The sequence below is a fragment of the Akkermansia sp. JRP_AM1 genome, from assembly GCF_049262625.1.
Taxonomy (GTDB): domain Bacteria; phylum Verrucomicrobiota; class Verrucomicrobiia; order Verrucomicrobiales; family Akkermansiaceae; genus Akkermansia; species Akkermansia massiliensis.
The window spans coordinates 1,999,688-2,020,070 of record NZ_CP118234.1 but is presented as its reverse complement, the minus strand read 5'-3'; the positions used below and the strand labels follow the sequence as shown (position 1 = coordinate 2,020,070).

At 59.0% G+C, this 20,383-nt stretch carries 28 protein-coding genes and 1 pseudogene; 9 read left to right on the top strand and 20 right to left on the bottom strand.

The features are described 5' to 3' along the window. Nucleotides 1-35 precede the first annotated feature (35 nt). The 4 genes from rpmF to PVA48_RS09655 all read right to left on the bottom strand — a co-directional run bounded on the left by rpmF (nucleotide 36) and on the right by PVA48_RS09655 (nucleotide 2,308). A complete protein-coding gene (gene rpmF / locus PVA48_RS09670; protein WP_012419324.1) occupies nucleotides 36-227 on the bottom strand; it encodes a 50S ribosomal protein L32 in 192 nt (63 codons plus the stop codon). Between the two features lie 23 nt (nucleotides 228-250). Next, on the bottom strand, nucleotides 251-742 hold the full coding sequence (locus PVA48_RS09665; RefSeq protein WP_022397821.1) for a YceD family protein: 492 nt from the start codon (nucleotides 740-742) through the stop codon (nucleotides 251-253). Nucleotides 743-861: 119 nt separating this feature from the next. Continuing rightward, the gene (locus tag PVA48_RS09660; protein WP_022397820.1) at nucleotides 862-1,206 is read right to left on the bottom strand and encodes a histidine triad nucleotide-binding protein; all 345 of its coding nucleotides are present in this window, start codon (nucleotides 1,204-1,206) and stop codon (nucleotides 862-864) included. Between the two features lie 55 nt (nucleotides 1,207-1,261). Further along, entirely contained in the window at nucleotides 1,262-2,308 is a 1,047-nt protein-coding gene (locus tag PVA48_RS09655) for an L-threonylcarbamoyladenylate synthase (RefSeq protein WP_423231658.1), read from the bottom strand. A 278-nt stretch (nucleotides 2,309-2,586) separates the two neighbouring features. On the opposite strand from PVA48_RS09655, the gene PVA48_RS09650 reads away from it, so the two are divergent. Beyond that, nucleotides 2,587-3,117, top strand: a complete 531-nt coding sequence (locus tag PVA48_RS09650) for a shikimate kinase (protein WP_180971073.1) — start codon at nucleotides 2,587-2,589, stop codon at nucleotides 3,115-3,117. A 139-nt stretch (nucleotides 3,118-3,256) separates the two neighbouring features. Here PVA48_RS09650 and rpsP read toward each other — a convergent pair whose 3' ends face one another. The 10 genes and pseudogenes from rpsP to PVA48_RS09600 all read right to left on the bottom strand — a co-directional run bounded on the left by rpsP (nucleotide 3,257) and on the right by PVA48_RS09600 (nucleotide 9,077). After that, nucleotides 3,257-3,499 carry a 30S ribosomal protein S16 gene (gene rpsP, locus PVA48_RS09645; RefSeq protein WP_012419329.1) on the bottom strand — a complete coding sequence of 81 codons (243 nt, stop codon included), beginning with the start codon at nucleotides 3,497-3,499 and terminating at the stop codon, nucleotides 3,257-3,259. Nucleotides 3,500-3,666: 167 nt separating this feature from the next. Then, a complete protein-coding gene (locus PVA48_RS09640) occupies nucleotides 3,667-4,293 on the bottom strand; it encodes a LysE family translocator (RefSeq protein WP_022397817.1) in 627 nt (208 codons plus the stop codon). A 14-nt stretch (nucleotides 4,294-4,307) separates the two neighbouring features. Further along, nucleotides 4,308-4,529, bottom strand: a complete 222-nt coding sequence (locus PVA48_RS09635; protein WP_423231657.1) for a tyrosine-type recombinase/integrase — start codon at nucleotides 4,527-4,529, stop codon at nucleotides 4,308-4,310. A 29-nt stretch (nucleotides 4,530-4,558) separates the two neighbouring features. Continuing rightward, entirely contained in the window at nucleotides 4,559-5,131 is a 573-nt protein-coding gene (locus PVA48_RS09630) for a tyrosine-type recombinase/integrase (protein ID WP_423231656.1), read from the bottom strand. An 87-nt stretch (nucleotides 5,132-5,218) separates the two neighbouring features. Continuing rightward, nucleotides 5,219-5,572: a hypothetical protein gene (locus PVA48_RS09625; protein ID WP_423231655.1), complete on the bottom strand. Its 354-nt coding sequence runs from the start codon at nucleotides 5,570-5,572 to the stop codon at nucleotides 5,219-5,221. Beyond that, entirely contained in the window at nucleotides 5,517-6,053 is a 537-nt protein-coding gene (locus PVA48_RS09620) for a hypothetical protein (RefSeq protein WP_423231654.1), read from the bottom strand. The genes PVA48_RS09625 and PVA48_RS09620 overlap by 56 nt, the downstream gene beginning before the upstream one ends. A 109-nt stretch (nucleotides 6,054-6,162) precedes the next feature. Beyond that, entirely contained in the window at nucleotides 6,163-6,483 is a 321-nt protein-coding gene (gene yajC / locus PVA48_RS09615) for a preprotein translocase subunit YajC (protein WP_240454344.1), read from the bottom strand. Between the two features lie 8 nt (nucleotides 6,484-6,491). Beyond that, on the bottom strand, nucleotides 6,492-7,625 hold the full coding sequence (gene tgt / locus PVA48_RS09610) for a tRNA guanosine(34) transglycosylase Tgt (RefSeq protein WP_022397813.1): 1,134 nt from the start codon (nucleotides 7,623-7,625) through the stop codon (nucleotides 6,492-6,494). A gap of 5 nt (nucleotides 7,626-7,630) precedes the next feature. After that, nucleotides 7,631-8,227 carry a tRNA (guanosine(46)-N7)-methyltransferase TrmB gene (gene trmB, locus PVA48_RS09605; RefSeq protein WP_423231653.1) on the bottom strand — a complete coding sequence of 199 codons (597 nt, stop codon included), beginning with the start codon at nucleotides 8,225-8,227 and terminating at the stop codon, nucleotides 7,631-7,633. 128 nt (nucleotides 8,228-8,355) lie between these two features. Next, nucleotides 8,356-9,077: pseudogene (locus PVA48_RS09600) on the bottom strand (NUDIX hydrolase). 235 nt (nucleotides 9,078-9,312) lie between these two features. On the opposite strand from PVA48_RS09600, the gene PVA48_RS09595 reads away from it, so the two are divergent. Continuing rightward, nucleotides 9,313-9,831: a septal ring lytic transglycosylase RlpA family protein gene (locus PVA48_RS09595; RefSeq protein WP_022397810.1), complete on the top strand. Its 519-nt coding sequence runs from the start codon at nucleotides 9,313-9,315 to the stop codon at nucleotides 9,829-9,831. Between the two features lie 4 nt (nucleotides 9,832-9,835). Here PVA48_RS09595 and rnhC read toward each other — a convergent pair whose 3' ends face one another. Beyond that, complete coding sequence (gene rnhC / locus PVA48_RS09590; protein ID WP_215832632.1) at nucleotides 9,836-10,723, bottom strand: ribonuclease HIII; 888 nt, start codon at nucleotides 10,721-10,723, stop codon at nucleotides 9,836-9,838. Between the two features lie 180 nt (nucleotides 10,724-10,903). Here rnhC and PVA48_RS09585 point away from each other — a divergent pair, with 180 nt between their 5' ends. From PVA48_RS09585 to PVA48_RS09575, 3 genes are all read left to right on the top strand, one after another. Next, nucleotides 10,904-11,245, top strand: a complete 342-nt coding sequence (locus PVA48_RS09585; RefSeq protein ID WP_306419612.1) for an HU family DNA-binding protein — start codon at nucleotides 10,904-10,906, stop codon at nucleotides 11,243-11,245. Nucleotides 11,246-11,345: 100 nt separating this feature from the next. Beyond that, nucleotides 11,346-11,984, top strand: a complete 639-nt coding sequence (locus PVA48_RS09580) for a hypothetical protein (protein ID WP_423231652.1) — start codon at nucleotides 11,346-11,348, stop codon at nucleotides 11,982-11,984. A 79-nt stretch (nucleotides 11,985-12,063) separates the two neighbouring features. Beyond that, nucleotides 12,064-12,783, top strand: coding sequence for a hypothetical protein (locus PVA48_RS09575; RefSeq protein WP_423231651.1), 720 nt, complete (start codon nucleotides 12,064-12,066; stop codon nucleotides 12,781-12,783). Nucleotides 12,784-12,826: 43 nt separating this feature from the next. On the opposite strand, the gene PVA48_RS09570 is transcribed toward PVA48_RS09575, so the two are convergent. Genes PVA48_RS09570 through PVA48_RS09550 form a run of 5 tightly spaced genes read right to left on the bottom strand, consistent with a single transcriptional unit; the run spans nucleotide 12,827 to nucleotide 15,692 of the window. Next, complete coding sequence (locus tag PVA48_RS09570) at nucleotides 12,827-13,048, bottom strand: hypothetical protein (RefSeq protein WP_423231650.1); 222 nt, start codon at nucleotides 13,046-13,048, stop codon at nucleotides 12,827-12,829. After that, nucleotides 13,045-13,809 carry an energy transducer TonB gene (locus PVA48_RS09565; RefSeq protein ID WP_102749453.1) on the bottom strand — a complete coding sequence of 255 codons (765 nt, stop codon included), beginning with the start codon at nucleotides 13,807-13,809 and terminating at the stop codon, nucleotides 13,045-13,047. Before PVA48_RS09565 ends, PVA48_RS09570 begins: the two co-directional genes overlap by 4 nt. 19 nt (nucleotides 13,810-13,828) lie before the next feature. Further along, nucleotides 13,829-14,263 carry a hypothetical protein gene (locus PVA48_RS09560; protein ID WP_022397804.1) on the bottom strand — a complete coding sequence of 145 codons (435 nt, stop codon included), beginning with the start codon at nucleotides 14,261-14,263 and terminating at the stop codon, nucleotides 13,829-13,831. A gap of 24 nt (nucleotides 14,264-14,287) precedes the next feature. After that, a complete protein-coding gene (locus tag PVA48_RS09555) occupies nucleotides 14,288-14,938 on the bottom strand; it encodes a MotA/TolQ/ExbB proton channel family protein (RefSeq protein WP_022397803.1) in 651 nt (216 codons plus the stop codon). A 55-nt stretch (nucleotides 14,939-14,993) separates the two neighbouring features. Beyond that, nucleotides 14,994-15,692: a UbiA family prenyltransferase gene (locus tag PVA48_RS09550; RefSeq protein ID WP_180971075.1), complete on the bottom strand. Its 699-nt coding sequence runs from the start codon at nucleotides 15,690-15,692 to the stop codon at nucleotides 14,994-14,996. A gap of 204 nt (nucleotides 15,693-15,896) precedes the next feature. On the opposite strand from PVA48_RS09550, the gene PVA48_RS09545 reads away from it, so the two are divergent. The 4 genes from PVA48_RS09545 to PVA48_RS09530 all read left to right on the top strand — a co-directional run bounded on the left by PVA48_RS09545 (nucleotide 15,897) and on the right by PVA48_RS09530 (nucleotide 20,275). Continuing rightward, a complete protein-coding gene (locus PVA48_RS09545) occupies nucleotides 15,897-17,015 on the top strand; it encodes a peptidylprolyl isomerase (RefSeq protein WP_022397801.1) in 1,119 nt (372 codons plus the stop codon). 304 nt (nucleotides 17,016-17,319) lie between these two features. Beyond that, nucleotides 17,320-18,546, top strand: coding sequence for a discoidin domain-containing protein (locus tag PVA48_RS09540; RefSeq protein ID WP_423231649.1), 1,227 nt, complete (start codon nucleotides 17,320-17,322; stop codon nucleotides 18,544-18,546). Continuing rightward, complete coding sequence (locus PVA48_RS09535; RefSeq protein ID WP_423232517.1) at nucleotides 18,507-19,715, top strand: glycoside hydrolase family 2 TIM barrel-domain containing protein; 1,209 nt, start codon at nucleotides 18,507-18,509, stop codon at nucleotides 19,713-19,715. The genes PVA48_RS09540 and PVA48_RS09535 overlap by 40 nt, the downstream gene beginning before the upstream one ends. A gap of 5 nt (nucleotides 19,716-19,720) precedes the next feature. Next, nucleotides 19,721-20,275, top strand: a complete 555-nt coding sequence (locus PVA48_RS09530; RefSeq protein ID WP_423231648.1) for a DUF4982 domain-containing protein — start codon at nucleotides 19,721-19,723, stop codon at nucleotides 20,273-20,275. The last annotated feature ends 108 nt before the right edge of the window (nucleotides 20,276-20,383 follow it).

Here is a 20,383-nt window from a genome sequence, read left to right as displayed (position 1 = left end):
GATAACTTTCAAGGCAAATGCGGCGCCTGCGGAGCTTACGCTTCCGCCTTCACCACGATTTCCTTGCCGGAGCGGGTCGTGTACGTACCGCAATTGGGGCAGGCGGTATGACCGGGGGTGCTGCTGCCGCAATTCTGGCACTTGCGGAGCTTCGGAGCACGCCATGCCTGCGCGGCAAGGCGGGTACGCTGCTTCATCTTGGACGTTCTGCGCTTAGGTGCTGCCATAATTTTAGTTGGTAAAAAGGTGATTAATGATGATCCCCCAGCTCATTGAGGGCGTCCCACACGCCGCTATTCTTGCTCGGGGCAGAACTGTTTACACCCGTTCCCCCCTCTTTGTCCACTCCAAAATATGGAGTTTTCGCCATACAGTCATTTTCCATGCCTCCGTCCGCACATTTCGGATAGGCAGGAAAATCCAGGACTATTTCCTCCCTCATGGAGTCTGAAACGTCCACAACACTCTGTGCGTCAATTTCAAAAGAGGCGGCAAAATCGCTCACCTCCACCACGTAGTCAAAGTAGCCCAGGCAGCGCACGCAACGGAATTTGAACGGAGCGGAAATATTGCCCCGTACGAATAATTCGTTTTCAAATCTCTGCACCTGCAAGTCAAAAGCAAGAGGCCCAATGGAAGTAACCTCTTCATCATCGATGCCGAAGATTTCGGAATCCAGCTCACCGCTGTATTTTTTCCCCGCTTCCGGCAAGTTTTCAAGCTCTACCAGCAATCTTTTCATGAATGCATCTTACAGGCAGACTCCACGCCTGACAAGCAGACAGGGCGGCACCATCCCCGGAAAAGGGCAGGAATGACACATCCCCTCCCTCCCACCGGCGGCACTAATTCCGCTCCGGCCTAACCGGGAGGCCATTCCAGCTTGCGGCCTGCCAGCAGGTGCATGTGCAGATGGGGTACCGCCTCTCCGGCGTCCGGGCCGTTGTTGATGACTAGGCGGAAGCCGCTTTCATCCAGGTGGAGGGTCCGTGCAATCCGTCCGGCGGCCAGCATCATATGGCCCAGCAGGGCGGCATCTTCCTCCCCTGCACCGGAAAGGCGGGGAATGGGTTTGCGAGGAACCAGCAGCAGGTGTTCCGGAGCCTGGGGGCTGATGTCCCGGAAGCAGACGCATTGTTCATCCTGGTACACGATGTCCGCAGGGATTTCCCCGGAACAGATTTTTTCAAATAACGTAGCGGCCATAAGTTCAAAAAGGGATTCGCGGTGACTGTAGCATATCCGGGGAGCCGTGGACAAGTCATTCCCTGGAGGCGGAGGCGCGGCGCAGGCGGTCCATGATGGCCCGGCCCAGCCCGGCTTCCGGAACGGGTTCCGCCACGATGACGTCAATGGCTTCATTTTCATCCATCTGCCTCATCAGGGCAAACAGGCGCACGGCAGCCTCCGCCAGCCGTCCGCTGCCGGGGCTCATGGCCACCACTTCCGTCCACCTGCCCTCCTGGGCAAGATCAGACGTTCCCTCATAGGAGAGCAGACCGTACCGCACTCCTTCCACGGGCACGAATTCTTCCCCGGCTTCCAGCAGCGTCATGGGTTTGCGCGGAGCGTAATGGCTGCCGAGCTGGCCCGGAGCATCCGCCGGAGCTTCTTCCGAAACGGGACGGACAGCAGGCTTGCGGCGCACCACCTTCACCAGGTTCCGGAACTGCTCCCGGGTCACCGGACCTTCACGCAGCAGTTCCAGCGCGGGCTTTCCCTTCTCGTCAAGCATGGGACGCACGATGGTGCTTTCCAGCCCCTCGGAGCAGGCTCCGGCGTCCAGAATCATTTCTATGCGTCCATCCAGCTCCTTCTGCACGGCGGAGGCGGAAGTAGGGCTGATATGGCCGAAGCGGTTGGCGCTGGGCGCAGCCACGGGACGGCCCAGCGCTTTCGCCACCCCGCGCATGGCGGGATGCGCGCTTACGCGCACGGCCACCGTAGGCAGGCCGCTGGTCACGATGTCCGGGATGATGTCCGCCTTCGGCAATACCATCGTCAGCGGCCCCGGCCAGAATTTGGAGGCCAGCGTATGCACCAGTTCCTTCAGTTCCTCCGGAATGGCGGTGTATTTGTCCACCTCCTTTCCATGATGAACATGGATAATCAGGGGATTGAAGGAGGGCCTTCCCTTGGCTTCAAAAACTCTGGCTACCGCTTCCGGATTCAAGGCATCCGCTCCCAGGCCATACACGGTCTCCGTGGGGATTCCCACCAGCGCTCCCGCAGCCAGCGCTTCCGCCGCACGGACATACAGCTTGCGGTTGTCTGACAGGGGGTCTACCTCGAACATTTCGGTTTGCATGGCCTTATCCTTGCCTGAAGGAAGCTCCTGCGTCAAGTAAGACCTCCTTCCCCGGAGGGGAGAAGCCGTCAAATTCGCGGAAGTGCGGCATCTCAGCCGGACATGAAGGTTCCTGGCCTTCCCCTATTTGCCAAACCGGGTCTCCTTGACCCTTCCCATTGCGGCATTCCGCCCGGAGCGGAAGAGGGAGACGGAAAAGGCCATACGGCTAAAAAGTTGTTTTCTCACGCCGCCGGATTGAGTACAATCAGGCCATGAAGGGGGCCGCGCCAACATCCTTGCCAAACATCATCCTGATCGGGCTGATGGGGTGCGGCAAAACGACCATCGGGAAGGAATTGCACCGGGAGACGAGCCTTCGTTTCACGGATACGGACCAGATGATCGAGCACCAGACGGGAATGAGCATTCCGCAGATTTTCAAGGCTCATGGAGAATCACATTTCCGTGACCTGGAAACCGGAATTCTGCGCCAATTGCATGGGGCGGCCAGGCAAAGCCGCATTATTTCAACAGGCGGCGGCATCACTATCAGGCCGGAAAACCGGGACCTGCTGAAAAAGCTGGGCTTCGTCGTCTGGCTTCATACGGATGTGAACACCCTGTACCAGCGCATTTCCAGATGCACCAACCGCCCCCTGCTCCAGCAGCCCAATCCCAAAGCCGTGCTGGGGCGCCTCATGAAAGAGCGGCATGATTTTTACCGGGAAACGGCGCACCTGACCATTGACACGGCCAATCTTCACATTCATGAGATCGCGTTCGGCATTCTGGAATCCGCCAGGGTGTTCCAGTCCCGCCGGCAGTGACGCCGGGCCGTTTTTCTATGTACGGGAGATTCCCGACGCAGGGATGCCACCTGACAATTCTCCCGCATCAGCGCAAGAAACAACAAAAGGCGGTCCCCGTCAGAGGAACGCCTTCAGGAAAGATGATGAAGAACCGGGCTTAGGCCTTGCGGGCCTTGCGGATCATGGAATTGACCGTTTCAGAGGGCTGCGCGCCGTTGGCAAGCCACTTGTCAACCTTTTCCAGGTTGATGGTGTAGTTGACGCCTTCCTTCATGGGATCATAGGAGCCCACTTGTTCGATGTAACGGCCGTCGCGACGAGCACGGCTGTCGACAACTACGATTTTATAGTAAGGACGGTCCTTGGAACCCTGACGGTTGAGTCTGATTGCTACTGCCATATCAATTATAAGTAAAAGGTGTTAATGGGGAACTTGCGCGCCTTGTCACTCACATGCGTGCGCGTTCAGCTCCCCACAGCGGGTGCAGATGTATGCGATATAATGGAGTCATTGTCAATACCAGAGTTATTTTTCCGAGAAAAAAGCCGTTCCCTCCCATCTCCGCATCAGGAAAAACTTTCCACCGCCATGCGCCCGAAGGAGTACAGCATGCTGAGGCCGAACCCCGCCAGCACAAGAGACAGCACTCCATCCACCCCTCCGGCATGCCGGTCATAAAAGGACCGGATAGGCTGCCAGCGGAAAACCAGAGCCCACAGAATCCACCCCGCCGTCCCAGTCACCACAATCAATGCGCCAAGGAACAGGGCATAGGAAGGGTCATGATTCTTTTCCAGCAGCGGGGCGGAGAGGGCCACGAAGAAGAACGTGGCCTTGGGGTTCATCAGGTTGGTCACCAGGGCATCCCGGTAAATGCCGGAAGCCGGGGGAATATCCCCGCTCCCGGCAAGGCTGCCCTTCCTCCCCCGCGGCCATATCTTCCACGCCAGGTACAGCATCCAGCAGGAGGCGGCACAGAAAAGCACCAGCCCCAGGGAGCTGTGAAAAACGGAAGCCCCCACCGTGCAAGCCAGCGCCGCGTGGGCGACCACCCCTGTTCCAATGCCCAGAGCCGCCATCACCCCGGCGCCAAAGCCGTAAGCCAGGGTGCTCCGGGTGACAAAAGCCTGGTCAGGGCCCGGAGACGCCTGGGAGAGCAGCAGGATTCCTGCGAATATGAGTTCTTCCGTCATGGGATAAAACGGCCTTATGCCCTGGGATGCGCCTGCCTGTAAACTTCCGCCATTCTGGCCCGCGTCACATGCGTATAAATCTGAGTGGTGGACAGGGAGGCATGGCCCAGCAGTTCCTGGACGGAACGAAGATCCGCCCCGGCATCCAGAATGTGCGTGGCAAACGTGTGCCTGATCTTGTGGGGGGAAATGGTGAAAGGAATGGAAGACAGCTTCACGTACTTGTCCAGCATCATCTGAACGGCGCGCGCGCTGAGCCGGGTTCCTATGCGGGAGACAAACAGGGGGGAATTCTAGGCAGGCAGGCCATGGAGGCATAGGCCTCCAGAGCCGCCAGCGCAGGAGCGCCCACAGGCAGAATGCGCTCCTTGCGCCCCTTTCCCATCACCCGCACCCCCCGGAAACGGTGGTCCACGCTGCTGACGTCCAGCCCCACCAGTTCACTCAGGCGCATCCCGCAGGAATAAAAAAGTTCCAGAATAGCCGCGTCACGGTAGGGAAGCCACGCGGGGGCATTCGCAGGAACGGGCGTCTTGTACGGCAGCTCCAGCAATTCCAGCATCTGGTTAAGCGTCAGGAAAACGGGCAGGTTTTTCTTTTTCCTGGGGAGGGAGACGCCCGTCATCGGGCTCGCTTCCAGGCTGCGCCGCCGCATCATGAAACGGTAAAAACTGCGCAGGGCGGCAAACCTCAGGCGGATGGAGGCGGTAGCGGCCTCATCCTTCAGTTCCTGGAACAGCCAGTCCCTCATCTGGTCCGGAGTACAGTTTTCCCACCCCGTGAACATCCCGTCCGCCCAGGCCCGGAACTGGCGCAGCGCGCGGGCATATACCTCCACCGTATGGGGAGGCCTGCTTTTCCACCTCCAGATATTGCAGGAAGGCCTGTTCCGGTTCCAGAGGGTTCTCCATCATGAAGAATAAAATTATTCCGTGCCCTTCTCCTTTTCCTCCCCGCTGTTCACGGGAGCCTCCTTCAGCAGCACTTCACTGATATTCGCCCGGATGAACAGGTCAATGTCGTCCGGTTCCTCCATGGCATACAGGGGACTGTCCTTATGGCTGTCCGCCAGAGCCTGCTCCTTCTCCACCGGGCTGAGCACGCCATCCTGGTCCAGGTCGTAAAGGTCCATCATCTCCTTCATTCTGGCCCAGTACAGAGCCGCCGCATCCTTCATGACAGCGGCATGCTCCTCCGGATCAATGCGGCCGTTTCCGTTGGCGTCATACTTCTGCATCAGCATGTTCCGGGTCAGCAGGAACAGGCCGGGAGCCACCATGAAGCGCTTCCGGGCCGCCGTCCGGATTTCCACCATGGGCATTTCCCGCCCTTCGCCGGGAGGGGGGAGGAGGGGGCAGCTCGCCCCGCTTGTCCGGGGCGGCGTCCGGCCTGCGGGAACCGCGGCGTTTCTCCACATGCTCCCGGAAGGCCTTGTACTCTTCCGGAGAAAGCTTTCCGTCCCCATCCTTGTCAAACTGCATCAGGAACTTCTTCCGGGCTTCCCTTTGCGCAGCGCGCGCATCCTCCACCAGCCGGGCCTTGTCCTGTTCGGACAAAATGCCCGTTCCTGTGCTGTCATACCGGCCCAGAACCATCTGGCGGATCAACAGGGTTACCTGAAGACATTCCAGTCCGGGCCTGGGAACAGGCTCCCCTTCCCTGCGGTCTACGGAAGCCGCGGTCTGACCTGCCGCAGGCGGCAGAAAACCGAACGCCAGCGCCGCGGAACAGGACAGGATGAACGTGTGAGGCAATCTCATGATCATTCTTATTAACCCCGCCGGGAAAAGACGGTTTCAAAAATAAACATCCGCCCTTGCCGTCAGGCGACACGGGCGGATGCTGAAAACGTACGGAAGGCGGAAAACCTTACTTCTCCACTTGAACGATGGCGTTCTTTTCCAGTTCAACCACCACGCCTTCCGCAATCTTGAGGGAGACGGTGCGGTCATTCACCTTTTCCACAAATCCGTGCAGCCCGGCGTTCGTGACCACCTTGTCCCCGCGCTGCAGGGCCGCGATGCGCGCCTGCTGTTCCTTCTGGGCCTTTCTCTGGGGGCGGATCAGCATCACCCAGAACAGGACGATGATGATCACAAACATGAACATGGGGCTGCTGAGAATCTGCTGGAACATATTGGAGGGTTCCTGTCCGGCGGCGGCCGCCGCATCCTGAGCCTGTGCTAACATGAAGATATTCATAAAATGTCGTTTGCTTTGTACCGCGCGATGAATGAATCCTTGAAGGAGCCGAACGTGCCGGCGGCTATGGCCTCACGCGCCTGAGCCATTAGCCGGAGATAGAATTCCAGATTCTGGAAAGAAAGCAATCTTAAAGCGAGTATTTCACCGGCTTTGAATAGGTGGCGCACGTAAGCGCGGGAGAATTGTGTGACATGCGGATGCCCTTCCGGGTCGATCGGGCGGGAATCCGCCGCCCAGCGCTGGTTCTTGATATGCATGGGGCCGTCCGGAGTCAGGGCCACGCCGTGGCGCGCCAGGCGGGTAGGCATCACGCAGTCAAACATGTCCACGCCGCGGGCGATCATCTCCAATAGCTGGGGAGGCGTGCCCAGCCCCATGGCATACCGCGGCTTGTCCTCCGGCAGCCAGGGTGCGGAATGGTCGATGGCCCGGAGCATCTCCTCCTCCGGCTCTCCCACGGAAACGCCCCCGATGGCATAACCGTCAAACTCCATGGCGGCCAGTTCCTCCGCGCACCTCTTTCTCAAATCCGCATACACGGACCCCTGCACAATGCCGAAATGGTGCTGACGCCCTTCCCCGGAACGGGGCCGGTGCTCCTGCACCCAGTCCTTGCAGCGGCGCGCCCACCGGAGCGTATAGCCCAGGGAGGCTTCCGCGTACTTCCTGTCGCAGGGATAAGGGGGGCACTCGTCAAACAGCATGGCAATGTCACTGCCCAAGTCCGCCTGGATCTCCATGGAACGCTCCGGACTCAGCATCATGTACGCGCCGTCCAGATGGTTCTGGAAGCGCACCCCTTCCTCCGTAATCTTGCGGAGCTTGGCAAGGGACCAGACCTGGAAACCGCCGGAATCCGTCAGAATGGGGCGGTTCCAGGAGGAAAACCGGTGCAGGCCGCCCATTTCCCGGATCAGGGCGGAACCGGGACGCAGGGACAAATGGTAGGTATTCCCCAGAATAATCCGGGCCCCCAGCGTCTCCAAATCCTGCGGATGCATGGTTTTCACGGAACCCTGCGTTCCCACCGGCATGAAGATGGGGGTGGGAACCCGGCCGTGCGGCAAATCAAGCGTGCCCAGGCGCGCAGCCGTGGAGGAATCTTTCTGGTGAAGTGTAAAAGGCATCGGAATCAGGCTTTCTGCAATTTAATGAAGCGGGCGCGGTAAATCGGTTTTCCCATGGACTCCCATTGAAGCTGGAAATCCGTCCGGGGATAAAAAAACTCATCATCCTCCCAACCGGACCGGCTGAACAGGCCGCTGCGCGCCACATGGTCCAGCACCCACAGGAAATACTCCTCATGATCCGTTTTAAACAGGAACTCCCCGCCGTCCGCCAGGGAACGGTGCAGCACGGGCAGAAAATCATCCTGCACCAGGCGGTTCTTGTGGTGCCTCTCCTTGGGCCACGGGTCCGGGCACAAATAGTGAAGCCGGGAAACGCAGCCGGGCCGCACCATCCATTCCAGGAAATAACGGCTCTCCACCCGGAGCACCTTCACGTTTTCCAGGCCGCGGACGGCTGCCCGGGAGCAAACGCCCCGCACGCGGCCCAACAGCCGCTCAATGCCCAGAAAACGGCGTTCCGGATAATGGGCCGCCATCTGGAGCAGGAACCCTCCGTCTCCACAGCCCAGATCCACTTCAAACGGGCCGTCCGTTCCAAAAATATCGGAAGGCGCCAGCACCTTGAAAAAATCGTCTGGAATGAAGGCCGGATTTGTCATGGGAATCAACGTGCGGATAAGATGCGTTACAAAACGGACTCTGTCAAATGAGAAGAGCCCCTCCCCGCAAACATGGCGGGAAGAGGCCCGGCAAGGCGGAACGGCCGCACCCGGACAGCCGGACGGCATCAGCTCCGGTAATAAAGGCGGTTGTAAATCTTGCGGTCAAAACGATAATAGCGCGCGGCGCGGTGGGCCACGCCCTCCTCCTTCTCATCCAGCGGCACAATGTAGGGACGGGAGGCAATCTTCTTGTGGAAATTGCGCACGTCCATGGGCTTGCCGTGAATCTCCTCATTCAGCCGCCGGAGCTGAAGCGCCGTAAACTTGGCGGGCAGCATGTCGTAAATCAGCGCGGGCTCCTTCTTCACGGAAGAACGTATCCTCTCCAGAGCCAGATCAATAATGTCCCGGTGGTCAAACGCCAGCTCCGGCAGGCCGTCCACGGGCACCCAGCGGGTTTTGTGGCTCTCCATCAGCTTGCGCAGCTTGGTGGAAATCCTCAGCATGGCCATGTAAGCCACCGTCACCAGGCGGCCTATCTTCTGGCCGGAGATGGCCTCCACCCACTCCCTGTCCGCCGGATTCTTGATGCGCGACGGCGCGCCGAAGGTATGGAACTGCTCCAAATGGGGGAAGACATGCCGGTCATGTCAAACAGGATACGGCGTGCGGCGGCGTCAAGTTCCTCCTCCTCATAAATCAAATCACCGGGCAGCTTGGAAATAGCGCCGGTATGGCCGGGTGCGACATGTGTCTTTTCAACCAGAAGGACCTTCAGCCCTTCCTCATCGAACCCGATCAACACACAATCCACTGAGAGATGCGGATAAAATGCCTGTCTGCTCATTATGTTATCTATTATTTGTAGTAAGTTCCCAGAATCGCACCAACGCTACGCAAGCGGCCCAGTCAAGTCAACCAAAATCAAAACAAGATCGGCAAAGGCCATTCCATCCCTCTCCCTGTCCCTGCGGCCCGGCTGCCGCAGACACGCCAGCATTCCCGGCAGCGGCGTCCTCTCCGGAGCGGGAAAACGCATCGGCGTCTTGCATTACCCCATCTTCCCGGCCATATAATAAGGTATGCAGACGGGCATCATCAGGGGAGCGGCCATGCTGGCCGGGCTGTTATGGCTGGCCTCCTGCTCCTCCTCACCCAAAAGCCGGGACTATACGGGCTACATGACCCGCCCCTACACCATCCGGGGCCACCGCTACCACCCCATGAGCGTGGAACAGGCGCTGTCCTATGAACAAACGGGCATCGCCTCCCATTATAATGAATGCGCGCTGTGGGGGCTCGTCAGCGGAGAAACGGCCATCGGGGAAAACGTGCGCCCCTGGCACCTGCACGCGGCGCATCCCACCCTGCCCCTCCCGTGCGAGGTGCTCGTCCAGTCCCTCCGCACGGGAAAAACCGTGAAAGTGCGCGTCAACGACCGGGGCCCCTTCATCAAAAACCGCATCATTGACCTTAGTGAAAAAGCTGCAGAACGGCTGGACATGAAACACCACGGACTGGACAGGGTCAGAATCACCGTCCTCTCCGTGGGAGACGGGAAATGGAAAAGGGAAGCGCCGCCCTACGCCACGCCGGCCTGACCCTTCACTTCAGCACGTTCTGCGTGGTCTTGAAATGCATCTTGGCCACCTTCGGAAGCATCTGCTCCCCATGCTGGGCCACCAACTGGCGAGCGGCCTTTACCACCTGGCCGGAAGCCCCCAGCGGCAGCTTCATGCCGGCGGCCTCTCCCGCCGCATCCATCCAGTTCACAAAACGTTCGCGCGCCAGAATGGACGCCGCGGCCACCGCCACGTCACTTTCCGCCCGGACGCGCTGTTCCAGCCTGATGGACAGCTTTTTGGCCGCCAGGGCCCTTTTCAGTACAAACGGATTGGCAAACTGGTCGCTCAGCGCCATGGGGCAGTCCGGCACCTTGGCCGCCAGGCCCTCAATCACCGTGGCATGCCCCCAGGCCAGAAAACGGTTCAAATTCTTGAACTCCGGATAAAGCTGGTTGTACCTCTCCGGGCCGATGCTCACCAGATGGAACCGGATGCCGGGCACCCTGCGTATCCCTTCCGCCAGGGAACGGATTCTGGAGGAAGAACCCACCAGCTTGCTGTCACAGACGCCCAGCTTGCGCAACGCGGCGCCTATGCGCCCGTCCGCATAAACACCGGCCACCACCAGAGGGCCGAAATAATCCCCCTTGCCGCTCTCATCAATGCCGAAATGGGCTCCCTTACCCCCCTCATCCTCTTCCGCTTCCTCCTGCAGTGACAGGAGGCCGGTCACCTGCGGCTCCAGCGTAAACTCTATAAAATCGTCCGTTCCCTTCCCCTGTAAAAGAAGCTTGTTCTTCTTCTCATAAACCGTCACCAGCAGGGAAGGCCCGGCAAAGGAAAAGCGCGCGTAGGGAACCTCCCTTCTTTCAAACCCCTTTCCCTCAAGAATGGACTCAAGCCTTCCGGCCTGAGCGTCAGTCAGCATGGTTGTAAACGTGGTGCGCATATGCTCCCTCCCGGCGCCGGAACGCCCGGCGGGAAATAATGGAAGCATTCAAACCGTTCCGGTCAAGCAAAATCCCCGCATCACGCAGTTGAGGACGCAAAAATCAAGCATGCCACGGATTATGTGATTTTTTAGGAGACAAATCACGCACGCTGAACTATAAAACTCATACATTCATATCATTCTGCACTCCATATGGCTAAAACATTAACAAAACGAGACCTCGTTAACAAGATCAGCGCCGAAACCAACTTCACCCAGATTGAAGTGTTCGACATCGTACAGCGTGCCGTGGACATTATCTCCAGCACACTTGCGGAAGGTGACCGTGTGGTGATTCGCAACTTTGGTACCTTCCAGGTGAAGGAAGTGAAGCCCAAGGTAGGCCGCAATCCCAAGAATCCTGACCAGGACGTGCCGATTCCGGCCCGCTCCGTCGTCAAATTCAAGGTCGGCAAGGAACTGAAGGACCAGGTCGCCAAGCTGACCGCCTCCAAGTAATCCCCGCAGGGACCAGACAAATTACACCGGGCGTCTCCATTCAGCGATGGAGGCGCCTTTTTGTTTGCAATTTGCGCGGCAATCGGGAATATAGGGAACCGTGAGCATGTTCCGGATACAGCACATTCTCCTGATCGCCGCCGCAGGGCTCTGCTCCTGCGCCACCGAACGTACGGTGACCACCAGCCTTCAGCCCAAACAGCGCCCGGACTCGGCAAAAACGGACGCGGAGCTGATGGATGCCCTGGAGGCGAAATTCGCCGGCGGCTTCGGCCAGCAGACGGACAAGGAAGGCAACACCAAGATGGTCTCCCAGAAACGGAGCTCCTTTGAAGGACTCCGGTACAACGGCGACATGTCCCAATTTGAGAAAAAGGCCTTTGAAACCACCGCCTTTGAAAAAAAGAAATTTGACGGAGCCGCCACACAGTTTGAAACCAGGAAATGGGACGGCGTCAAATCCTTCACGGATGGAAAACTGGAAACACCGGACTTCATTGCCCGGGCCAAGGGCGTGAATACCCAGTCCTGGCAAGATGCCTCCAAACAATACGCCACGCAGCAATCCGACCTTCAGGGCCGCTCCTGGAAGGAGGCGGACAAACACCTCGGACGCACCGTCAACCGGGACATTGAAGCCAAGCGGCAGAGCTTTGAACAACCCACCATGATGAGCGCTCGCCAGGCCCAGGCCCGCACCATCCAGGAAACACGGGAAATGATGGGGCGGACGGACTAGCGCGCCAACGTTCCGGACGTGATCCCATGCCACATTTCAGGTTCGACATTGTTTTCAGCCGCCCTCTATAATCCCGCCCGTGAGTGCCAAAGACGTTCCACCTTCCATCACCCTGCCTACCAGCGACTACTATACCATTGTCAAAATGAGCAATCATGCCGTCGTGGGAGTATTCCGCCAGCATGTCTTTGCACGCCGCGGCACGCGCCGTTACGCACCCCCATTCCGGAAGAGCACGACTCCTACTGCGTTAAAAGAACTCCGGAACGTGTCATGGTGCAAATCTTTCATGACGGCAACGAAGTTTACCGTTGCATTTTTGTGCCGCCTGCCGATTATTGACGGCAGGACAACCATGAAAGCGCCTTTTTTCAGTCTGGCCTTCTGCCTCATTACAAGTCTGATTGCAGCCTGTTCCTCCCCCTCGGGACCCAATGCGTGGACGCCGGTCACTTCCGGCCCACCGCGTGCGCCCATCCCTCAGAACGAAGTTCTGGTCATTGATGAATACCCCATGGGGGAATATACCAACGTAGGGCACTTTAACGGTCCTGAAGGGCGCATTGTCCATGTCTCCATGGAAGACAAGGAACTGATCGACTACTTCACCAGGGAGGCTGCCGCCATGGGCGGCAACACCGTCGTCATCAGGGAACCGCGCATCCGCTACCGTTCCGGTGAAGGCAAGAGCAGCCGGGTGGACGTCATCCATGTGCGGGAGGAAATGGGAACGCACGGCGCGGAAGACCTGGGCATGGACTCGCTCCCCATTGATGAAGAATCCCTGCGGATTTATTAATCCGGCCCCACTACCCTGCGCGATCTCCCGCCCGGGGCTTTTTTCAGCCTTTTCTATTGGCCGCGCCGCAATGCGGGCACTCCGCATGGGAATTCCCGTCCTCCACATAAAACCGGAACCCGCATATCCGGCACCGCACCTTGCGCCTCCGGTCCAGGAAAGACCGTACCCACCCCATTGCCAGGCAAATGAACACTACGGCGCAAAAACCGCCGGACGCCAGCAAAAACAGGCGCAGCAAAAAATCGTGAAGGGTCATGCTCACGGCTCTTCCTCCTTCCATTCAATGGACATGGTGCCGCTCCGCGGCTCCCGGGACGGAACCCAGCGCAGGGAGCGGGCAAACCTCATGGCGGACTCGTCCGCTCCATTGCTGCCGGAAGACTCCAGCAGCAGCACCTGGGAGGGAACGCCCCATACGTCCACTACCACAAAAAACTCGCTTCTCAGCCCCGTATGGTCCTCGCTCCTGGAAAAACCGGACAGGGAGCCGGCTGTAACAATCCGGCCGTCCAGCCCCGGAGAACAAAAAGACAGGTAGGGAATGCACGTGCCGGAAACATCCAGGGAAGGATTCATCATGGCGCGTATATGGAAATCCGGATGCTGCCACATGCGCCACACCTGGTCCGCCACGGTGGGGACGGACACGGGGGGAAGAGGAGCCAGAGGCGTATCGGCGGAGCGCAGGGAAGGCAGAGTCACGCCCGTTTCCCCAATCGGGCCGGCTGTCACCGGATTAGCCCAGACGGGGCCCCTCACGGGCAGCGGAGTATTGCGCAGCACATACTGGTGCAGGCGCGGATTATCCGCAGGAAGCAGAACCACGGCGCCCGGCTGGTCCCCACGGCGGCGGACTCCCGGCACCTCCACATGGACAAACACGGCGGCCACGGATGCGCAAACGCCGAACAAAAGCATCCACAGCAAAATGCGCCAGCGCAAAATGCCGGTCTCCCGCCAGTCAAACGTCAACCCCACGTGGAGGTCGAAAATCTTGGCCCGGCTCTTTTTGTTCAGCTTCATGCGGCAGAATGGAAAAAAATCAATCCGCAGGCTCGGCGGCAATATAGCACGTCATTCCCTTGGCAAGCACCATATCCACCAACTGCTGTTCCAGAGCCCGAGAAACGGCGGAATCCAGCCGCAAGGCAATCCCCACGCGTCCCCCTCCATCCCCCTCGTTCTCCCGGGAAATCCGGTCCAATTCTGCGGAAACGCCGGGAAGGCCGCCTTCAATCAGGCGGTTCCCAATGTAAAAAGCGGGCTGGTCGCCGGCCGTGACGGAAATAAACTCCACATCCCCCACAATATTCATCAGGAAACGGGAGGACGGGGCCTTCACCTCATACCCGTACGCCATCCCCACGCGGGAAGTCATGATTGTCAGCACGCAAACAAGCACGACCAAATCCAGCAGGACGACCACCTGCATGAAAAACGCCCCGGTGGGCAACGTTGAGCGCGTCTTGATCTGCATGCCTTTTTTCCTTCCCTGTTACGCTTACACTCCCCGTCCGGCCATGCTCTCCCCCTCCTCGCGCCTCTGGCGGGCGTCGCACACCAGGCACACGGCCTCCGTGCCGGCCCGTTCCAGGGAATGCACGATCTGGCGGGAGCGGGAAGCCAGGTAGGAATAAAACAAATAAGCGGGAATCGCAATGCTCAGCCCAAGGGCGGAGCTCAGCAGGGCCTGGTAAACGGCGTCCGACATGGCGAGGGTGGGGGCCTTCCCTTCCAGGAGGCCCGGCTGGGAATAAAAACCCACCAGCCCCTGAATCGTCCCCAGGACGCCTATCAGCGGACTCACCGTAGCCACCACCAGGAGGCCGCGGATATTCTTCTCAATCTGGAACACCTCCATCTGCACGGAATCCTCCGCCACGGTCCGGAGCTCTTCACGCCGCAATCCGGCATGCGCCAGCACGGAGGCAACCACACGGGCCGCCGGGCCAGGCAGAATGGAAGCCTCATGCCGGGCTTCATCCGTCTTTCCGGCATTCACCAGCTTGGAAATGCCCCTTAAAAAATCCCCGGTATTAATCTGAATCCTGTGGAAATATAAAATCCGCTCCGCAACAACCGCCAGCGCGTACACGGCCAGAATGCTTAAAACCCAGAACAACGGCCCTATCTTGATGATCAATTCATTCATAACCCACTTTCTCGCGTCAGATGATGCACACTTTCCATGTAAATTCAATCCAAACCTATGTAGCCCGGCAGCCGAGCTTCTGCAGCAGCCGCGTTCCGGCCCACAATAAAACGGCGCCGATCCACAGCAGGGAACCCAGGCACAACAGCCATACCGCATCAAACAGGCACATGCCGGAAAGCAGCAGCACCACGGCCGCCTGAACCCGGGGCCTGCCCGCTTCACGCCGGGCCACCATGGAAATCAGGCAGGTAAACGCAAACAGGCCGAAAGCATACCACAGCAGGGACGCGGGCAGCACGGGTTCCCCGGCCGCATGGGCAAACACCAGCCCGGCGGCCAGCACCCACAGCCCGCGGCACAGCCCCATCAGAAAAACGGAGCCGCTCCACAACTTGTGAAACATATTGTACAGGGAAATCACGATCAGCAGCACAGCGCCCGCGGCAAACTCCCCGCCCAGCGCCATATTCAGCACCAGGCCGGACAGCCCGGCCACCAGGGACAGCAGCCTCAGCACGGACACGCTCACCGCGCCGCACGGCACGGGACGGTCCGGATAACGGGAAGCGTCCCACCTGGCATCCACACGGTCATTCTCCCACATGCCGTACAAATAAAAGCACAGCCCCATCAGCACCACGCCCGCATACAGGCCGGCAGGCGGCAGCTCCGCTCCCCGGACGGCAGCCCACGCCACGGCCGCATTGGTGAACAGCGTGGGAATATTGGCCGGACGGGAGGAACGGATCACTCCCCTCAATAAACGGCAATCATGCATCGACGCACACTGTATAGGGAAAAACGGCATTTACCAAGCACATCCACAGTCAGCAAAAGTGTGGAGACGGCCCTCCCTACCATGCAGGGCGGTATCCATACATACCCAGAAATAGATTGTCTTTACAGGGCTGTTCCCTATCATCCGGAAACATTAAAGCTTCTTTTTCTCCCCTCCATGAATATCAGAACCCACATCCAGGCGCTTCTCATCTGTACCATGGCCTTATCTGCACAGGCGCAAAGCATCGTGGATTCCCGGGCCTCCCTTCCCCGGGCCGTTCAGCTCCACGGGGATGAAGGAAGAGAAACGGTGCGTCCGGACGAATCCAAGCGCATCTCCCCGAACGAAGCGCCGGCCTCCCGCATGCAGCCCCAGCGCATCGTCAACCGGATAGCGGCCACCGTCAACGGTCGCCCGATCACGGCCAATGAAGTCAGCGTGCGGCTCATGCCCATCGGCGCGCAACTCGCGGCCCAGTACCCCAAACAGGGTCCCGAATTCTACAAACAGCTCGCCCTGGCGAAAAAAAACATCATTGAAGACCTGGTGGAGCGCGAACTGCTCCGCAACGAATTCGAAGGCATGGGCGGCGTCATCCGCGACTCCCTCATTGACCAGGAAATCAACCGCACCATCCTGACCACCTTCAACGGTGACCGCTCCGCTTTCCTGAAAAACCTCAACCTCTCCGGCATGACCATCCGCGCCTTCCGGGAAATGACGAAAAAACAGCTCCAGGTCCAGATCATGCGCGCCTCCAAATACGACCAGGAAATACCGCCCACCCCGGAAGAAATACGGCAGGAATACGAGGCAACCAAGGAACAATACCGGGACCTGACCAAGGACAAAATCAAATTCAAGAAAATCTTCATCCCCATGCTGGGGGACGACTCCGCCTCCACGCCGGAAGTGCAGCTCAACCTGGCGGAACTCATCGCCAAGGAAATCAAATCCAAAAACGCCACCTTTGAAGACATGGCCAAGCGGTACTCCAAAGACCTCTATGCGGAAAAAGGCGGCGATTGGCCCGTCACGGAGCGCTCCACGCTCTCCCCGGAATCCGCCGCCATCATCTTTGGCGCGCAGCCCGGCGAAATCATCGGGCCGCTGGTGGACTCCACCGGCTTCACCATCGTGCTGGTGGAAAAAAAGGAACTGGCCCCTCCTCCGCCACTTTCCGCCATCAAGGAGCAGATCGACATGATGGCGCGCAACAAGCGCAGCAATGAACGCTATAAAAAATGGGTGGAACGCCTCCGGAAAAAAGCCATCGTCAAGGTGTACATCTGAGTTCCTCCCGCCTCTCCCCTTTCCCCCGTTGCCGGACCGGCCCATTCAACAAGGCCGGTCCGGCATTCTCTTTTCATTCCCCCGGTTCCAGTCCATCCAACCGATTCATTCGTCCTCTTTCTTTGACCGGGGCAGCTTCCTCTCAACCATATTTCCGGAAGACGCCTCCATACATAACCGGACGGCGGCTGCAAGTCATCCCGCCGAATACGTGAAGCCCTGCTGACGGAATCCGTGCAGAAACCGCATTCTGCTGAATAAAAATCTTGCAAGATTGCAGATTTCCAGTCGTAATACCACAGATATGTTCACCAACATTACACGCACGACCCTCTGCATTACTGCGTTCAGCATCGCCAGCCTCATGGCGGCGCCCCTGGACGCCACCAAAACGGAGAGCCTGGATTGGAACTGGAAATTTGCCCGTTTCGGAAAAATGCCGGATGGCAGCACACAGCCGGAACCGGGAAAAGCCATGGGATTCGCCACTGCCACCAGTGAGGAATCCGGCAATCCGGCGGACAATGCCGTGGACGGGGACAAGTCCACCCGCTGGTGTGCCGACGGCGGCAAAAGCGGGGAGAAAATCACTGTGGACATGGGACGCCCCGTGGACGTGAAAACCGTCAACATCCTGTGGGAAAAACAAAACAACCATCTCTTCAAGCTGGAAGGCTCCGGTGACGGAAAACGCTGGACGACCATTGAAGACAAAACTTCCGGACAAAACGACTCCAAGGAAGACACGGTGGAAAACAAAACCGGCAAGCCACGCTACTTCCGCGTCACCGTCACGGGCAACAACCAGAGCAACTGGGCCAGCATCCGTGAAATCACCTTTAAAAACGACAAGGGGGAAATCATCCGCCCGCAGGCCGCCGCCGGAGCCAGCAAGACGGACCATCCCTCCAGCCCCGGTTTCAACGACAAAAACTGGCGTTCTCTGAACCTGCCGCATGACTGGGGTGTGGAAGGGCCATACCGCATGGACCTTCCCAATGAAACAGGCAAGCTCCCGTGGGACGGCATCGGCTGGTACCGCAAAACGCTGGAAGTACCGGCGGACGCCAAGGGCAACCAATTCTATCTGGACTTTGACGGCATCATGTCCCGCCCGAAAATCTATGTAAACGGAGACCTGGCCGGCGAATGGAAATACGGGTACGGCTCCTTCCGCGTGGACATCACGCCCTTCCTGAAATTCGGCCAGAAAAACACCATCGCCGTCAGGGTGGACAATCCCCCCAACTCCTCCCGCTGGTATCCGGGCGGCGGCATCCACCGCCATGTGTGGCTCACGGAATCCAACCCCGTGCACATCGAACACTGGGGCGTCTTCGTCAAAACCCCGGAAATCACTAAATCCTCCGCCAAGGTGGAAGTGGACACCACGGTGAAAAACACCACGGACAAGGCCGTCACCCCCTCCGTTACGGAAGAAATTCTGGACGGTGACAAGGTAGTGGCCACAACCACCACCAGGGGGAAGCGATCCCCGCCGGGGAAAAAGGCAAGGTCACCAGCACGCTGACGCTTAAAAACCCCACCCTGTGGACGCTTGAGGCCCCCCATCTGTACAAGATGAAAACCACGGTCAAGCTGGGTGACAAGGTCATTGACCAGAAACTCACGAACTTTGGCGTGCGCACCATTGAATGGAAGCCCACGGGCTTCTACCTCAACGGGGAGCGCGTGCAGCTCAAGGGCGTCTGCCAGCACCATGACCTGGGGCCCCTGGGCGGAGCCGCCCATACGCGCGGCTATGAACGCCAGATTGAAATCCTGAAGGAATTCGGCGTCAACTCCATCCGTACGTCCCACAACCCTCCCGCGCCGGAAGTGCTGGACCTGTGCGACAAGATGGGCATCCTGGTCATTGACGAACTCTTCGACATGTGGCACAGCGCCAAAAAAGGGCAGGACTACCACAACTACTTTGACGAATGGCATGAACGCGACCTGGTCAACTTCTGCCACCGGGACCGCAACCATCCCAGCGTCATCGCCTGGAGCACGGGCAACGAAGTGCCGGAACAGGGCAACAAAAACCTGCATAGCGTCTCCCAGAACCTCACGGACCTCTTCCACCGGGAAGACCCCACCCGCAAGGTGACGGCCGGCTGCAATGACGCAGGGGCCGCCCGGAACGGCTTCGCGGACACGATGGACGTCTATGGCTACAACTACAAGCCCTGGGCGTACAAGGCCTTCTCCAAGGACCGCCCGGACCAGCCCTTCTACGCCAGTGAAACCTCCTCCTGCGTCAGCACGCGCGGAGAATACTTCTTCCCCGTGGACTGGAACAAGAGCAAGGGCTTCTTCCTCTACCAGGTCAGCTCCTATGACCTCTACGCCCCCGGCTGGGCCTACCGCCCGGACGTGGAATTCGCCGCCCAGGACGACAACCCCAACAGCGCGGGCGAATACGTGTGGACGGGCTTCGACTACCTGGGAGAACCCACCCCGTACAACCTGGACGCCACCAACGCCCTGAACGTGCCGGAAGGTCCGGAACGTGAAAAACTGATGGCCGAGCTCAAGAAGCTGGGCAACCGCGCTCCCTCCCGCAGTTCCTACTTCGGCATCGTGGACCTGTGCGGCTTCAAGAAAGACCGCTTCTACATCTACCAGGCCCACTGGAGGCCGGATGTCAAAATGGCCCACATCCTGCCGCACTGGAACTGGCCAAGGGCCAGGTAACGCCCGTGCATGTCTACACCAGCGGGGATGAAGCGGAACTCTTCCTCAACGGGAAATCCCAGGGCGTCCGCAAAAAGGGCACCGGTGAAAAAGACCGCTACCGCCTCGTGTGGGAAGACGTGAAATACACGCCCGGCACCCTCAAAGTCGTCGTCAAAAAAGACGGCAAGCCCTGGGCTACGGACACGGTAACCACCACCGGAAAACCGGCGGCGCTCACCCTCAAGCCGGACCGCAGTGAAATCAAGGGAGACGGCTATGACCTCTCCTACGTCACCGTGGCCGTCCGCGACGCGCAGGGCCGCATGGTGCCCCGCAGCAAAAACCAGCTCACCTTCAAGGTAAGCGGCCCCGCGGACATTGCCGGCATCTGCAACGGCGATCCCACAGACTTCACCACCATGGCGAACCCGGAAAACAAAAACATCATGAAAATCAAGGCCTTCAACGGTCTTGCCCAGGTCATTCTGCGTTCCCGCAAGGGTGAATCCGGAAAAGTGACGCTCCAGGTCATCTCCAACGGCCTCAAGCCGGCCCAGACGACCGTGACGGTCAAATAAATCCTGAAAAAACTCCGCTCAGGCCGCCGGTTCCCGCCAGGGAGCCGGCGGCTTTTTCATACTGCTGCCCCTGGGGCGGAAAGGGCCGGTTTTTCCACCCATCCCAGG